The sequence below is a fragment of the Pseudoalteromonas sp. MMG006 genome, assembly GCF_018101025.1.
Lineage (GTDB): Bacteria > Pseudomonadota > Gammaproteobacteria > Enterobacterales > Alteromonadaceae > Pseudoalteromonas.
On sequence record NZ_JAGJEJ010000008.1, the window covers coordinates 20,935 to 37,526 of the forward strand.

A 16,592-nucleotide genomic window follows, 5' to 3' on the forward strand; every position below is an offset into this window, starting at 1 on the left:
CTTAACTTAGCTGTGACTAAGACACCGCAGATATGTTTTGTGTGTGTGTGAGCGTGTGCTGCTTACCTACAAAAAAAGCTAATCCGTGCTTATCTAATAGGGCTCTAAAATTAAGTATGGACGGGCCTTTTGCAATCACTTTCATATTCTTAAGCTGGGTAATTGCAAGCACCCCTTGTAGCTGTAAATCAACGCTATCTTGTTGTAAAACACGTTTGCTAAATGTTGAGCTAAGCAGTAAATAATCAAAGTCTATTTCAGTTAGTAAGTTTAGCTCGCACCCATCTTTGGCAAAGTTATTAAGCCCAATAGAAAACCCTAACTGAGGTAACTTTTTGAGGTTATCTATTTGCATAGCACTGGCATGGCGAATTTCTTGCTCATCAAATAATAAGCAAAGCTGACTTTGCCCTTGTTGTTTATTCAATACCTCGGTAAAAACAATAAACTCCAGCTGTTCAAGCAAAATAGTTGAACAGGGTACAAGTGCCATTGCGATCTCCGCACTAATGGCTTGCGAATACGCTTGTTGCAATAATTCTAATTCAACTTGTACGTGCTGATCTTTATCCGTTGCAAACTTTTTCAAAATATCAAAACTAGTGCAACCTAAAACAGGGTGTTCGCCAAAGGCTTCAAATAAAGACTCTGATTGAAATTGTTCATTAAGTGTAATAATTTCGCTGCTTTTAAAATGCATTGGGAGCAGGTCTAGATGATGAAGTGTTTGTGATTCTTGTGTAGGAATTGATTGCGTTAATAATGGATGATAGAGCTCGTAGCGGTCTCGACCTGAATTTTTAGCATAATACATCGCTGCATCCGCATCACGTATAATTTCATCTGTATGAGTATATTGTGGTTGTGAAAACGTAATACCAATACTAGCACCACTTTTAATACACGTGCCTTTACTGCAAAATGGTTTTTTCATTATCTCAATAATACGATTCGCAACATCTTCTGCTTGTTGTGGTTCAGTTAGATGAGTTAATAAAATAACAAATTCATCGCCACCTAAACGTGCAAGTAAATCATGCTCACGTATACAATGAGCAAACAAATCACCCACGCTTATTAAAAACTGATCGCCAGCTTGATGCCCTAGCTGATCGTTTATATCTTTAAATTTATCTAAATCAATAAACAGTACAGCAAAATGATGCTCTGGAAAGCGCTGATAATTTTGTAGTGTTTTTTCTAGCTGTGTTAAAAATAAGCTACGGTTGGGTAAGCCAGTTAATGAGTCGTGATGAGCATCGTGATAAAGTTGCTGTTCAATTTTTTTTCGCTCATCTATTTGCATTTGCAAATGCAGATTTGTTTGTTGAAGCTCTTTTGTTTTTTCACTAACTCTAAACTCAAGCTCTTGGTGACTTTTTTCAATAGCTTGATTAGCTAGCTTAGTTTGTAAAACAGCTGCAATTTGGTGCGATACAAAGGTAATTAGTTCACTGTCGTCTTGACTAAAAATATGTTTGTTATTATACGCTTGGCAAACAATTAAGCCCATTACACCTTGCGATGTTTTGAGAGGAGCACCAAGCCAACTCGTTGCTTTTTGCTCTAAAGGGACAGGGGTTGAGCGTTGTACAACGCCGCTTTTTAATAGCTCCCTAGCTCTACAAGGGTGTATGAGTTGTGTTTGCTCAGTACTAATTACTAACTCACTATAACCTTTAGCAAAACGCCGTGGCTTTGCTATCTCTCTAAATTCATCAGCGTAATAGGGAAAGTCTATCCATCCACTATCTTTGTTATATAGCGCAATATATAAATTGTCGGCATAAGTAATGGTTTTTATTATCTGATGTATTTGAAGATAGGCATCATCAATATTTTTTGCTTGTGTGGCAAGCTCAGAAATTTTAAATAATATTTGTTGTCTTTGCAGTGCGTGTCTTCGTTGCTCCACTTCAATATTCAGCGCGTCATTACTTTGCGTAAGTGCACGGGTACGAATTTTTACTTCTGACTCAAGTAACTCACGTTTTTTTACCCGCTCAATTGCCGTTGCCAAATAAAGTGACATTACTTCTAATAGCTGTATTTGCTCACAGCTATACCCTTGCTGGGTATCGTAACTTTGTGCCGCGAGTACACCTATAATATTTTTTTCTTGGTAAACAGGTACGCCTACCCAATGCTCTGCAGGTGTTCCTAATGCTTTAAACAAGCCATTAGCTGCAGCTTGCTGCATTTGCTTTTTAGTAAAGTAGGTTGTTTTACCTTGCTTAAATACATAACCCGTAGCCCCTTCATCAAAACTATTAGATTGGTTTAGCGGAACAGCAATCCCGTCTTTTTCATCTGAAAAATAAGAGAGTTCCAATGAATTGTTATACGAATTGGAAAGCACCACATAAAAGCTTTTGCTCGGTAAGTATTTTTGCAATATATCGTGGATGGCAGGGTAAAGTAGGGTTAACTCGGCAACAGTGCTCGCTTGCTCTGATAATTGTATCAGGGCACTTTGTAGATGGTGAGATTGCTTGTACTTTTCTAATAGCGCTTTGAGCTTTTTATTTTGATACGCTAACTTACTCGGTACAGTGAGTTTATCTTCCAATGACGTTGACCGGCGATTTTTTATTGTATAGTTATTGTTCTTATAATTTCACTTTTAAGGGGACAGGTCAAGTAAGTATTGTGGTAAAAATGTGGCTAAAAGCGTTAAAAAGGCATTAAAAAAGGCCTACCTAAGGTAAGCCTTCTTACATTACTAAATAGTATTTACTTAGATGTCATGAAATCGATAGCAGCGCTAATCTCGTCATCAGAACAATCCATACAAGTCCCTTTAGGCGGCATTGCATTAAAACCATTTAGTGCGTGCTCAAGTAAAGTATCTTTACCTTTGGCTATACGCGGTGCCCAGTCATCAGCTGATTTAGGCGCGCCTAATGCACCAGTACCATGACATGCAAAACAAGCACCTTGGTAAACCTGCTCACCTGAACGTGGGCCTGTAGGCTCAGCAGCAACAGCCGCTTTGTCGCCTTCAAGGTATACAGCACCAACCGGCGCGAGACGTTTTTTTATTGCATCTTCAGTCATAGAATTATCATATGGCTGTGCGTATGCGGTGGTTGCTAGCATTACTAATGCTGCAGCTGTTAGTTTTTTCATTTTGCCTTGCTCACTTCGATTTGAACGTGATCAATCACGATTATAGATGACGGAAATTAAACCGATTATAACTCTCTGAAGCAATTTATAAAACGCTAAGAGGCTATTTTATTAATAAAACTGACTAATTTTTGCGTTAACGCAATAAAATTTAAAAATTAACGTTATTTTGTAAAGTAAACAAATAAAGTTAATTTGCTACATTACAAGCAAAGTCATTTTAAGTTAGCTCATAGATAATACGCTGCGTACAAGTTTTTCGATCCCTGCATCGGCTTCAACAAGCGATTGTGCAAGCATATATGCAGGGGTGGTTACTAATTTGTTTGGTTGATCAATTACAATATCGTCAACCGCACAGTCTACGTGCTTAGCGCCGAGCGATGTTAATGCGTTTGCTGTATCTTCATCAGTGCCGATAGTAAGTGAAGCATCATCATAAATAAAGGGGATCAAAGCCGGAGCTATACACATATAACCTGCTGGCTTTTTAGCTTTTGCAAATGCTTTACCCACTTCAAGTACCCCAGCGTTGATAGTTGCATTTGTACCATTAAGAGCAAAGTCACATAAGTTTTTTGCTGCACCAAAACCACCAGGAACAATGAGCGCGTCAAATTGTTGTACGTCTAATTCTTTCAGCGATTTAATGTCGCCTCTAGCAATTCGTGCGGCTTCAACAAGCACATTACGCGTTTCAGGCATTTCTTCACCCGTGATATGATTTATAGTGTGATGCTGCGCTATATCTGGTGCAAAACACTGATAGCTAGCATCATTTTTAGCTATATGTAATAAGCTAAGTACAGCTTCATTAATTTCACTACCATCAAAAACACCAGACCCTGCTAAAATTACGGCTATTTTTTTCATGCTTTTGTGCTCCTAAAATCATTTTCATAAGTCGATTGGGTGAAGTCTAACATGCTCAAAATTTCTCGTTAAAATAAATTTTTAGTATAAAAAGCATTCGCTGAGCAAGTTATTTTGCGGTTTATGCCATTTGCGATCACTTCGCCTCTAAAAAAATTATAAAGGATCGCTATGATCTTTGATCCATTATGCTAGAATACTCCTCCGGTTATTTAAATGGATACAAATAATCAAAGTGACTAACAGCGGATGTAACAGTTAGAAAACCTTTTTCCACATTGGTTTAAAATAATAAAAAAAGAACCTCGTATTATCTTTTTTAAACAAAAACAAGCAGTTAAAGTATTTTCTAAGCGTTTTATATTGCTTCGGAAGAATAGCCTGTGGCTGTTATCTACATACTTATCCACAGCTTGCTCTAATTTTTATACCACGATGGATAATAATTCACTGTCGTTTTATTTACTGCCTTATGGCATGCTTACAATTACCTTAATTTTTTGTATTTAGGATCCAAATTCACCATGGCTCAGATCCCCGAAAACCCGCTTATTTTAGTTGATGGCTCTTCATATTTATTTCGTGCTTATCATTCTCCGCCGCATTTAACTAATTCAAAAGGTGAGGCTACTGGGGCTATTTATGGTGTGATCAATATGCTTAAAAGCCTGATCAGGCAATATGATCCGTCGCACATGGTAGTGGTGTTTGATGCCAAAGGTAAAACCTTTCGTAATGATATGTATAGCGAGTATAAAGCTAACCGCCCGCCTATGCCGGACGACTTACGCACACAAATAGCACCAATACACAGCATTATTAAAGCAATGGGTTTTCCGCTTATTAGCATTGAAGGTGTAGAAGCCGATGATGTAATTGGGACCTTTGCACGCATTGCATCAGAGCAAAAACGTCATGTCCTCGTTTCAACGGGTGATAAAGACATGGCTCAGCTTGTAAATGAGCATGTAACACTTATTAATACCATGACCGACAGTATTTCAGACCCACAAACCGTAGTAGAAAAATTCGGTGTAGGTCCAGAGCTGATTATCGATTATTTAGCATTGATGGGTGACAAGGTTGATAACATACCGGGTGTTGAAGGGTGCGGTCCTAAAACAGCTGTTAAGTGGCTTCAAAAATACGGATCGCTTCAAGGTGTAATGGATAACGCTGGCGATATTAAAGGTAAAATTGGTGAAAAGTTAGCAACGGCGCTTGATCACCTGCCTTTAAGTTATGAGCTTGCAACAATAAAATGTGATGTTGAGGTTGAATCTGATCTTGATACCTTTAAGCTTCAAGAGCCAAATAAAGATGAGTTAATTGCATTATATGGTGAATGCGAATTTCGTCGTTGGTTAGCTGAATTATTGGATGATCCTAAAACCGCAGATACACATATAGATGTGCCTACTGAGGCAAATGAGCTGCCAAAAGTAGAAGATGCACATTACGAAACTATTTTAACCGAATCACAATTTGATACGCTTATTGAGCAGTTAAACAGTGCTGAATTATTTGCGTTTGATACCGAAACAACCAGCCTTGATTATATGCAAGCGCAGTTAGTCGGTATGAGCTTTTCAGTAAAAGCGGGTGAAGCAGCTTACTTACCTGTTGCGCACGACTACCCAGGAGCACCTGAGCAATTAAGCCTTGAGTTTGTAATGCAAAAACTTGGGCCAATTTTAGCTGATGCAAATAAAGCCAAAGTAGGACAAAATCTTAAGTACGATAAAAGTGTGCTGGCTAATGCCGGTTATGAACTTAACGGTATTAAGTTTGACACTATGCTTGAGTCGTACGTATTTAATAGCGTAGGCACACGCCATGACATGGATTCATTAGCACTTAAATACCTAGGCCATAAAAATATTAGCTTTGAAGATATTGCTGGCAAAGGTAAAAAGCAGCTTACCTTTAACCAAATTGAGCTTGAAAAAGCCGCACCTTATGCTGCTGAAGATGCGGATATAACTCTGCGTTTACACGAAGTGCTGTGGCCTAAACTAGAGGCAGATGAAAAGCTAAAATCGGTATTTGAAGAAATAGAAATGCCTTTGGTAAATGTTATTTCGGATATTGAACGCACAGGTGTAGCAATTGATAGCAATATGCTTGCAGCGCACAGCCAGCGCTTAGGTGAACGTTTACTTGAACTTGAAAAAGAAGCATATGAAATAGCAGGCGAACCATTTAACTTAAGCTCACCCAAACAATTACAAGTTCTATTATTTGAAAAGCTTGAGCTGCCAGTTATTAAAAAAACGCCTAAAGGTGCGCCTTCAACGGCTGAAGAGGTACTGCAAGAGCTTGCCCATGATTATCCATTACCAAAAGTAATTATTGAACATCGTGGATTATCTAAGCTTAAATCAACGTATACCGACAAATTACCGTTAATGGTCAATGAGAAAACGCAACGTGTGCATACGTCTTATCATCAAGCGGTTACAGCAACAGGGCGTTTAAGTTCAACCGATCCTAACTTACAAAATATACCAATTCGCTCTGAAGAGGGACGCCGTATTCGTGAAGCCTTTATAGCCGCAGAAGGCTATAAAATAGTGGCTGCCGATTACAGCCAAATTGAACTGCGTATTATGGCGCACTTATCGCAAGATAAAGGCCTACTTAATGCCTTTGCAAACGGTTTAGATGTTCACAGTGCAACTGCTGCTGAAGTGTTTGGTGTTGAGCTTGATGATGTAACCACAGATATGCGCCGTAAAGCTAAAGCAGTAAACTTTGGTTTAATTTATGGAATGTCAGCCTTTGGTTTAGCGCGTCAGCTTGATGTGCCACGCCACGAAGCGCAGCACTATATTGATAAGTACTTTGAGCGTTTCCCTGGTGTACTTGAATACATGGAAACAACCCGCGAAAAAGCCGCTGAAAATGGGTATGTTGAAACTATTTTTGGTCGTCGCCTGCATTTACCAGAAATCAATGCGCGCAATGGCGCTCGACGCAAAGGTGCTGAACGTGCAGCAATTAATGCACCAATGCAAGGCACAGCGGCAGACATTATTAAAAAAGCAATGTTAAGTGTACATAGCTGGGTAAGCGAGCAGGCACCAAATACGATTAAGTTACTTATGCAAGTTCACGATGAACTGGTATTTGAGATTAAAACGGATTGTGCACAAGCGTACACAAAAAAAATTTGTGAACTCATGTCACAAGCGGCCACACTTGATGTGCCTTTAATAGTAGAAGCCGATGAAGGTGAAAACTGGGAACAAGCTCACTAATACTTAATTATTTATTTACTTTAAAGCGCCACTAGGCGCTTTTTTTATGACTGTAAAAAACTAGCGCAATAATGCTTTAGGTTTTTGCTGTGAACAAGGTTTAGTTAAAAGTAGGTTAATTTAAGCAACTATTTGTATTAAATAGTTATATGTTCGTCAATTCGAACTGTTTTTGAGGAATATCATTGTATTTTTATGCGCTCTTTTGTTAAAGTCCCGCCCGTCCTCATCCTGTAGGACATCCTGTTGATGATGCATCTGAAAGGGTGCAACAAATTGATAGCTTCTCCCCAGTTTGCTATACCGGCCTGCCATATTTTTGGTGGGCCGTTTTTTATTCTGCTCCTAAAAACTCAGCTTTATTAATTTTGCTCATCGCGTTATCCATTCGTTACTTTGAGGTGGTTTGGGTACATCGCAGGTGATACCATCAAAGTGCTATTATTTTTGATTCCTATTATTTTCATTTTATTACTAAGGAGTGCGTTATGTTTAAAGCATTAGCTATTGCAGGTTTTTCTTTATCAAGTTTAGTCATTTCTAATGTTGCTCAGGCTGATTGGCAGCTTGTTAATGATAAAAGCCAATTGAGCTTTGTATCAATTAAAAAAGATTCAGTTGCAGAGGCCCATCACTTTACCAACCTCGAGGGCATGCTTACAGATAGCGGTAAGTTTAGTGTAAATGTCGACTTAAGCTCTGCAGAAACGCTTATCCCAATCCGTAATGAGCGTTTAGCTAAACTATTATTTGAAGCGAGTAAATTTCCAAATGCTGTTTTAAGTGCTGATTTAGCTAAAGAACTTAGTCGTGTTAAAAAGCCAGGCCAGCATGTGCTTAAAGGTATTGATGCTGAACTTGATTTTCATGGAAATAAAAAGCCATTCAAAATAGATGTGTTAGTAACTAGCTTACAAAACGGTGACTTAAGCGTGTCATCTTTCACACCGATTATTATTAATAGTGATGATTTTGGCGTAACGGAAGGTGTTAAACAGCTACAAAAATTAGCGGGGTTACCGTCAATAGCGACAGCTGTACCCGTTACATTTGCACTAACACTTAAAAAGCAGTGATCTCACTTGCACAGCTTAGTAAACAATTAAGCGAGCCAAGCAAACCGTTTGACAGCTGGCAGCCAACTCATTGTGGTGAGCTGCCAATTGTTATTGATGAGCAAGGGCAATGGTTTTACGATGGCAGTGAGATAACTCGCATTGCTATGGTGAAGCTATTCGCCAGTGTTTTATGTAAAGAAGGTACGCAGTTTTACTTAAAAACCCCAGTCGAAAAAATAGCGATAGAGGTGCAAGATGCGCCATTTATAATTGTGGACTGGCGTTTTGAAAATACAGCACAAGGAAAGGTTTTGTGTTGTGTAGATAATATTGCTAGGCAATGGCTCATAAGTGCTGAACAGCCATTAACTATACAAAACTATAAAGGTATAGCCGTGCCCTATTTACAGCTACCGTATGGTTGCTGTGCACGTATAAATAGAAGTGTGTTTTACCAGTGGGCTGAAATAGCCGCAGAAGATGAGCGCGGCTATTATATAAAATCAGCAGAAGAAAAGTTTTATCTTTCTTAGCAATTAAGCGTTAGGGTCTGTTTCTTTGCTTTGTTTGTCTTGTGGTGGAATTGCTACAACGGGACCTAAGTACCATTCATCTAGCTTTTTAGCAACTTCAGGTAAGCCTGTGCCTTTAAGCGATGAAAATGCATGTACAGTAATGTCACCATCAAGCTCGCTTAATTCACGACGTACTTGTAATACCTGTGCCTTACGCGCACCTTGCTTAAGCTTGTCTGCTTTTGTTAAAAGGGCAAGTACTGGTATTTCGCTACCTATAGCCCAGTTAATTAAATCTTTATCTAAGTCTTTTAACGGATGGCGAATATCCATTAATACCACGATACCCTTTAGGCTTTGGCGTTTTTGCAGGTATTCACCTAACGACTTTTGCCATTTCTTTTTCATTTCAATTGGTACTTTAGCAAAACCATACCCAGGTAAATCGATTAAGCGCATGTTGTCAACATTGGCAAGTTCAAAGGTATTGATTAGCTGAGTACGCCCTGGTGTTTTACTTGTACGAGCTAGCTTTTGGTCTGTAAGCGCATTAAGTGCACTTGATTTACCTGCATTAGAGCGACCAGCAAACGCGACTTCAATTCCCGTATCAGCAGGTAATTTAGTAATGTCTGGAGCGCTTGTTACGAAAGACGCAGTATTATATTTGATACGAGATTTGAGCACAGGCTCTCCTAAAACTTAAAAATGGTCATGTTGAGTAAACTAAATTCACTCAGGGCGCGTATTTTATACTATAAAGGATGTATTAAAAAGCGTATTTAAACACCTTAAAGCAGCACAAATGGCACATTAAAAGACACTTAAAGCTTAATCTAGGTCAAAACCCTATAATTTATAAGCTTAATATGAGTAGAAAACGTGCCAGAGAATTTTTTATCGTGTAGAATACATGTATTACAACTATCTATATTGTAGATGATACAGGGTCGGAAACAGAGAATTCACCATGAAAAAAATAGCACTATCTTTAACAATATTGCTTGGTGCGTTGTCAGCAAGCAACGCAACAGCATTCGATGGCGATGTAAACGCAGGTAAAGAAAAATCAGCAACGTGTGCGGCTTGTCACGGCCCAGATGGTAATGCGCCGGTTAATATCTACCCTAAGCTTGCAGGTCAACATCCAGATTATATCCTTAAGCAACTTCAGGATTTAAAATTAGGTATGACTTCTGGCGGTAAAGAAGGTCGTATGGATCCGGTTATGAGCGCTATGGCGATGCCACTTAGCGAGCAAGACATGAAAGATTTAGCTGCCTATTTCTCTTCATTGAATATGTCTGAAGGTTCAACACCTAAAGATGTGGTTGAAGTTGGTAAAATGCTTTTCAAAGCGGGCGATGCAGAACGTGGAATTCCATCATGTGCAGCATGTCATGGCCCTCGTGGTAACGGTTCATCACTAGCTAAGTTTCCAAAAATTTCTTTCCAACATCCAGAATACATCAAGTCTCAACTTGAAAAATTCCGCGATGGCACGCGTAGTAATGACCTAAACGGCATGATGGGCGATATAGCTAAGAAATTAACAGATAAAGACATTGAAGTGCTTTCTCAGTACTTAGGTGGTTTACACTAAAGTCGTATTTATCTAGCCGTCACTAGATAATAGACTGTAATGTGTTGAAAAAAGCAGCTTAGGCTGCTTTTTTTGTATGTTAATTTACCGATATAACCCTTTGCCTATGTGAGACATTGACCATATTAAGTTGTAAGAAAAGTCCTCTTTTAAATTTTTGTTTCAAGTTAACTAATTGAAAAATAAATACTTCACCTCATGTTAATGTAATCATTATAATAAAAGTTATATAAACCAGTTGTAACAAAATTATTAACGAGTAAATTAACCACTGTCGCAAAACAACAATAACAAAATGGATTATGCTAAAGGAAAATGGCGCGACACGACTACATAGCACAAGATGTTGCTACTAAAGGAAATAATAAAAAAGAGTCAGGACGACCGAGAATAATAAAAAACTCATGGAAGTTTAATAATAAAAACAAAAGGGAATGTTACAGGGAAGGTATTAATAATAACAAAACGGACCGATAATAATAAAAATAATAAAGACTAAAAAAAGTCGAAGGGAGAAGTGTCCAGATAATGGCGCTCAGATTAGCAGGCGGTAGAGATGTTTTCTCTACCGCCTTTTTATTTGTCCTGTTACAATACCCACCGTTTAAAATTAGCGATTATTAGCTAAGGCGCTTTTTAATGAGTAACCCAACCTCTATAGCGCAAACTGAATTCTTCTGGCTAGGCCAGCACTGCGATGCCCATTAAGTTGCGCCTCGCTCAAAACCTCTTAAGTGAGATGATCAAGATATGAGTAGAACTAAAAAGTCACGCAAAAGCCCATCAAATGGACCTGTTCGTCTAAGCCAAGACAAACTTAAAGAAATGCGCGCATTGAAAGAGCAGCGAGTAAAAAAAACCAAAGGTGCTAAGCCTGGTTCTCGTAACGCTCCTGAGCTATTAGATAATGATAGCCAAAAAGGCGGTTACACGCCCAAAGATAAGCGTGTAGGCAGTAAAAAAGCAGTGCCATTAATTGCTACAGCACCTGAACCTAAAGTTGAAATGAAACGTAACTTAAAACCTACGGTTGAACTTAAAAAGGTTACTGAGCCTGAGATTACACCAGAACAAGAGCTTGAAGCGCTTGAAAATGATGAGCGCTTACTAAAATTAGTCGAGCGCCATGAAAAAGGTGAAATGCTAACCGGTAAAGATGCTAAGTACTTTAATAGCCGTATTGCTCGCCATCAAGCCTTATGTAAAATCCTTGGTATTGAAGATGAGGATGAAGACGAGTTTGAAGATGATTTCGAAGATGACTTTGCAAGTGAAAGCAACGCTGACTTCGATCAATACTTATCTGACGATTTAGCCAATGAATGGCTAGACGAAGACGACAAATAGTAAGGGCAAATAATGAGTACAGCGTTGATCATAGCCTTATTTGTAGGTGCTGCGATTATTGCTGGCTTAGCATTTTATGCGGGTCAGTTGCTTTATAAGTTAAGTGCACAAAAAAAGCTAATTGCAAAAACTCAAGCTGAGCAGCAAAAAAAGCTTAAAAAGTCACGTTTAGAGCGTAATGCTAAATTGGCCGACAGCATTCATTTAATTGCTCGTGCAATGAACGAAGAGCAGTGTGAGTTTTCAGAAGGGTGTTTGCGTATTTGGGTCCTTATGTCTCAATACGCATTTGAAGATGAGCGTGATTTAACTGCTCAGTACCCTGGCATTTTTGAAATGTACGAAGTAGTTAAAGAAATGCCAACGCATGATGCTCGTAAAAAATACTCTAAAAAAGAGATTTTTAAACAAGACACGGCTCGTTGGCGCGCAGAAGAAAAGCTTAATGACGCTATAAAAGCTGATTGCGCAAAAATTATTGTAGAGTTTAAAGCGGCTCCTGGCAGCGATAAAGTAGTGTTTAATTAAGTACTATTGATAATGTAAAAAAGCAGACCTAGGTCTGCTTTTTTTATGTCGATGTATTTATTACCCAAAGTTCAGGCTAAATTACTCTGGAAAATCGCGTTGCGTTAATTTGTTTTTGTAAGTGAGCATCGAAGCACATGCAAATTATACGTATAAATAAATTGCCGCGCGGCGTTACTTTAATCGTATTGTCATTGATTGTTACCATGGCATCATCTATTAGCGGTATAAGTGCAGTGAGAGCATCTGCAAAGTAACTATTAAATTCAATACCATGCTTATTGGCAAAGTCTTCTGTATTAAGCTCAAACTGGCAAATAAGCTGTTTAATAGCATCAGCACGTATTATGTCATCAGTATTTAAATGCATCCCTTTATTAATCGCACAGCCGCTTTGTGTTTCGGTTGCATGATAATATTGCTTTAGCTCTTTTTGATTTTGCAAAATAGCATTGCCAATTTGTGAAATAGACGATACACCTAAGCCCAGTAAATCACAGTTACCATGTGTGGTGTAACCCTGAAAGTTACGGTGTAGCTTAGCTTCGTTTTGTGCAGTTGCTAGCTCGTTTTCGGGGCGAGCAAAATGATCCATGCCAATAAATTGATATCCTGCTTGAGTCATTTGTTCAAGAGTGTTTTTGAACATAGTCAGTTTGTCATGCGCGCTAGGCAAATCTGCATCTTTAATTTTACGTTGTGCAGCGAAGCGCTCTGGCAAATGAGCGTAATTAAATACCGATACACGGTCAGGGTTTAACGCAATTAATTGCTCAATAGTATGCTTAAAGCTTTGAGGTGTTTGTAGTGGAAGCCCATAAATCATATCTGCATTAATTGATTTAAAGCCAAGCTCGCGCGCTTGAGTAATTAGTTGCTTAACTTTACTGGCTTGTTGTGGGCGATTTACAGCAAGTTGCACCTCATCATTAAAATCTTGAATACCAAACGATACGCGGTTAAAGCCTAGCACACGCAAATCAACGAGCATGTTGTCGCTAAGTGAGCGTGGGTCTATCTCTATTCCACGCTCAGTTGTATGAGTAAAATCAAAATGCTGCTCTAATAAAGTCACTAAGCGAGTCATTTGCTTGGTATTTAAAAAAGTGGGAGTTCCACCACCTAAATGTAATTGCTCTACGGTGTAGTGTTTAAATAGGGAAGCTTGGGCTTTAATCTCTTTAGCAAGGTAATCTAGATACACATCTGCTTTTGATTGATGACGAGTAATAATTTTATTACAGCCGCAGTAATAACAAAGTTGGCTACAAAACGGAATATGTATATACAAAGATAGTGAACGGCTAGATGATGACTCAATGGCGCTTAGCAAGTCTTGCTGGTTGTAACCTTCACTAAGAGAAAGTGCCGTAGGGTAAGAGGTGTAGCGAGGACCAGAAACATTATATTTGTTTATTAGGGAATCATCCCATTTTGGAAGTTCTATCATCACGCGCACCTTTATGTTAATAAGGTGCAAATTATAAAAAGCTTTGTAAGCAGAGTTTTTGATCTACAACAAAAAAAGGTGCCGCAGCACCTTTTTAACTTTATTTTTAACGCTAGTAAGTCACTGTATGAGCATCTTTAAGGTACTGAAATAACTCTTTGTAACCTTTACCAGGCTTTTCAGCTTTAGCTTCTTTGGTCGCATTACGAACTAACTGGCGTAACTGTTGGCGGTCTAGCTCAGGAAACTGCTCAATGGTTTCATTAATTAGATCATCACCTTGCTCAATTAAGTCTGCGCGAAGCTGCTCAATTTTTTTAACCAATACTTCAGCTTGGTTATTTTTATTTAGCATTACATCGATTATTGCTTTAATTTCTTCGATGTTTTCTACAGTACGAAGCGTTTTTGCAATGTAGTTTAAGTGACGACGGTAAGCATCACTTTTATTACTAATTTTATCAGCAACAACCATGGCCTCTTTTAAATCGTCATTTAATGGTAGGCGCTCTCGCTGTTTTTTACCCATTTTGGCAATTTCAGAACCTAACTGATGAAACTCTTGCGCTTCGCGCTTAAGCTCCGTTCTTGATACATATATAATTTCTTCTTCAATTTCAGCAGGCTTGCCTTTTTTCTTTGCCATGGGGTGCTCTTAAATAAAAATAACTTTTGCCATTATACGCGATTCTTTTAGTGATTAATATTAGCTGATGTGGTGCAGTGAGTGTGTTAGCATTTAACTATAAAAAATGCGTGCAATATTGCCTTAAGGCTCAGGACTTAATTTATGAAAAGCCAACAACACGATCCAATTTATTCTCAAATCTCTCAAGTAAAAGATGCCGTAGCCGAAGTGCTTGAGCATGCAAAAAAGTTGGGTGCAACAGCTGCAGAAGCTGCGATGTCGAGCACATCTGGTTTATCGGTTAGTACACGTATGGGTGAAGTGGAAACCATTGAATTTAACCAAGACGGTGGTTTAGGTATAAGTGTATATGTTGGTAATAATAAAGGCTCTGCGTCTACCGCCGATTTGAATCCAAAAACACTGCGTACCGTTGTAGAAAAAGCGATAGACATAGCTAAATTTACATCTGATGACCCATTTAATGGCGTTGCCGATAAAGAATTACTCGAGTTTTCACCAAAAGATTTAGATTTATACCACCCGTGGGATGTAAGCCCAGAGCAAGGTATTGAGCTTTGTCATGCCGCAGAGCAAGCTGCATTAAATGCTGATGAGCGAATTGTTAATTCAGACGGTGCCAGCTTTTCATCGCACCAAGGTTTACGTGTATATGGCAACAGCCATGGCTTAATTGCAGGTTTTCCTCGGACTCGTCATAGCATTAGCACTATGGTAATAGGTAAAGAAGGCGAGCATATGCAGCGCGACTCTGCTTACACCGTTGCGCGCGATCAAGCTGGTTTAAATGATGCCGCTGCGGTTGGGCTTGAAGCCGCTGCAGAAACCCTCGCTAAACTAAACAGCCAAAAACTAGGGACTATGAAAGTGCCTGTTATTTTTAGAGCTGATATTGCTAATTCACTGTTTGGCCATTTAGTATCGGCCATTGGTGGTGGTGCACTTTATCGTAAGTCGAGTTTTTTACTCGACAGCCTTGGCACACAGGTATTTAGTAACTGTGTAAATATAGCTGAGCGCCCACATATTTTAAAAGGTTTAGCATCATCGCCTTTTGATAGCGAAGGGGTTAAAACGCTTGATCGTGAAATAATCCAAGGTGGCGAGCTACAAACCTATTTATTAGCAAGTTACGCTGCACGTAAAATGAATATGACGCCAACAGGCCATGCTGGCGGTATACATAACTGGTTAGTTGAACAAACTCATAACGATTTATCGGCTTTATTAAAAACCATGGGTACTGGTTTATTAGTTACTGAGCTTATGGGCCAGGGTGTAAACACCGTTACGGGTGACTACTCGCGTGGAGCAGCTGGTTTTTGGGTCGAAAACGGCCAGATACAATACCCTGTAAGTGAAATTACTATTGCCGGAAATTTAAAAGATATGTTTAAAGGCATTAGTGCAATTGGTGGCGATATTGAGCGCAGAGGCGGTATTCAAACTGGCTCAGTACTTATAGAGCAAATGCAAATAGCAGGCGCTTAATAGCAATTTGCAATAATACTTAATTAGGCGAATTGGTATAATATAAAAGCGCTCAGTTAAGCCAAACATTTACGTGCTTGGCTTAACAATGCTTTATTTAAATTTATGGGGTGTTAAATGGCAAAAGATAGATATGCACCAAAGCCGCTAACCGACATTATGGCGGGGCTTAACAACCGCTTGTCGGCCTATGCAGGTAAAAGCCAAGCACTTGATAAGCAGCAAACTCTATTAAAAGAGTTTTTAGGACCTAAGCTGAGCGAAAAGTGCAGAGTGAGTAACTACCGTGATGGTACGTTAATGATTGAGGCTGTATCGGCTTCTATCGCGCTTAAGCTTAATTATTTGAAAATGGATATGCAGTCACACTTTAGAGCAGCAGGAATGGCTGAGCTTGGGCAAATAAAAATTACTGCAAATCCGCAAGCTACTCAGCGATTAAGCGCTACTGGCAATAAAAGCCAAGCACAAAGCGCAGCTACGGGTAATTCTCGTAAAATGAGCACTCAAACCTCCGATTATTTAAATGCGATTGCTGCATCTGCACCTCCTTCTCTAAAAGAAAAATTAGAGCGTCTGGCTCTGCACGGAAAAAAATAATTTTTTGAAATTCAAATTATTTGTCATTGGTAGGGCTATTTCGTTTGCTCATCGCATTCAAAATACTTTGTTACATATTCTATTTTAAT

The 16,592-nt window shown here is 38.9% G+C and carries 14 protein-coding genes; 8 read left to right on the plus strand and 6 right to left on the minus strand.

Going from position 1 to position 16,592, the window contains the following annotated elements:
* Positions 1–16: 16 nt before the first annotated feature.
* The 3 genes from J8L73_RS09730 to elbB form a co-directional block, all read right to left on the minus strand.
* Complete coding sequence (locus J8L73_RS09730; RefSeq protein WP_211016621.1) at positions 17–2,569, minus strand: diguanylate cyclase; 2,553 nt, start codon at positions 2,567–2,569, stop codon at positions 17–19.
* Between the two features lie 164 nt (positions 2,570–2,733).
* A complete protein-coding gene (locus tag J8L73_RS09735) occupies positions 2,734–3,129 on the minus strand; it encodes a cytochrome c5 family protein (protein ID WP_211000287.1) in 396 nt (131 codons plus the stop codon).
* A 225-nt stretch (positions 3,130–3,354) separates the two neighbouring features.
* A complete protein-coding gene (gene elbB, locus J8L73_RS09740) occupies positions 3,355–4,002 on the minus strand; it encodes an isoprenoid biosynthesis glyoxalase ElbB (RefSeq protein ID WP_211016623.1) in 648 nt (215 codons plus the stop codon).
* 524 nt (positions 4,003–4,526) lie between these two features.
* Here elbB and polA point away from each other — a divergent pair.
* From polA to J8L73_RS09755, 3 genes are all read left to right on the plus strand, one after another.
* Positions 4,527–7,262, plus strand: coding sequence for a DNA polymerase I (polA, locus tag J8L73_RS09745; protein ID WP_211016625.1), 2,736 nt, complete (start codon positions 4,527–4,529; stop codon positions 7,260–7,262).
* Positions 7,263–7,750: 488 nt separating this feature from the next.
* A complete protein-coding gene (locus J8L73_RS09750) occupies positions 7,751–8,338 on the plus strand; it encodes a YceI family protein (RefSeq protein ID WP_211000290.1) in 588 nt (195 codons plus the stop codon).
* The gene (locus J8L73_RS09755; protein ID WP_211016628.1) at positions 8,335–8,853 is read left to right on the plus strand and encodes a DUF1285 domain-containing protein; all 519 of its coding nucleotides are present in this window, start codon (positions 8,335–8,337) and stop codon (positions 8,851–8,853) included. Before J8L73_RS09750 ends, J8L73_RS09755 begins: the two co-directional genes overlap by 4 nt.
* A gap of 3 nt (positions 8,854–8,856) precedes the next feature.
* On the opposite strand, the gene yihA is transcribed toward J8L73_RS09755, so the two are convergent.
* On the minus strand, positions 8,857–9,522 hold the full coding sequence (yihA, locus tag J8L73_RS09760) for a ribosome biogenesis GTP-binding protein YihA/YsxC (protein WP_211016630.1): 666 nt from the start codon (positions 9,520–9,522) through the stop codon (positions 8,857–8,859).
* A 283-nt stretch (positions 9,523–9,805) separates the two neighbouring features.
* Between yihA and J8L73_RS09765 the strand changes: the two genes are divergently transcribed.
* From J8L73_RS09765 to J8L73_RS09775, 3 genes are all read left to right on the plus strand, one after another.
* Positions 9,806–10,438: a c-type cytochrome gene (locus J8L73_RS09765; protein WP_211000293.1), complete on the plus strand. Its 633-nt coding sequence runs from the start codon at positions 9,806–9,808 to the stop codon at positions 10,436–10,438.
* 750 nt (positions 10,439–11,188) lie between these two features.
* Positions 11,189–11,785 (plus strand): Der GTPase-activating protein YihI, encoded by a 597-nt coding sequence (gene yihI, locus J8L73_RS09770; RefSeq protein WP_211000294.1) that lies wholly within the window; start codon positions 11,189–11,191, stop codon positions 11,783–11,785.
* Positions 11,786–11,797: 12 nt separating this feature from the next.
* Positions 11,798–12,313 (plus strand): DUF2489 domain-containing protein, encoded by a 516-nt coding sequence (locus J8L73_RS09775; protein WP_211016632.1) that lies wholly within the window; start codon positions 11,798–11,800, stop codon positions 12,311–12,313.
* A 76-nt stretch (positions 12,314–12,389) separates the two neighbouring features.
* Here J8L73_RS09775 and hemN read toward each other — a convergent pair whose 3' ends face one another.
* Positions 12,390–13,763 carry an oxygen-independent coproporphyrinogen III oxidase gene (gene hemN / locus J8L73_RS09780; RefSeq protein WP_211016634.1) on the minus strand — a complete coding sequence of 458 codons (1,374 nt, stop codon included), beginning with the start codon at positions 13,761–13,763 and terminating at the stop codon, positions 12,390–12,392.
* Positions 13,764–13,875: 112 nt separating this feature from the next.
* Positions 13,876–14,409: a ribosome biogenesis factor YjgA gene (yjgA, locus tag J8L73_RS09785; protein WP_058547636.1), complete on the minus strand. Its 534-nt coding sequence runs from the start codon at positions 14,407–14,409 to the stop codon at positions 13,876–13,878.
* Between the two features lie 144 nt (positions 14,410–14,553).
* On the opposite strand from yjgA, the gene pmbA reads away from it, so the two are divergent.
* The gene (gene pmbA / locus J8L73_RS09790; RefSeq protein WP_138682584.1) at positions 14,554–15,903 is read left to right on the plus strand and encodes a metalloprotease PmbA; all 1,350 of its coding nucleotides are present in this window, start codon (positions 14,554–14,556) and stop codon (positions 15,901–15,903) included.
* 117 nt (positions 15,904–16,020) lie between these two features.
* Entirely contained in the window at positions 16,021–16,503 is a 483-nt protein-coding gene (locus J8L73_RS09795; RefSeq protein ID WP_211000299.1) for a DUF721 domain-containing protein, read from the plus strand.
* Positions 16,504–16,592: the final 89 nt, after the last annotated feature.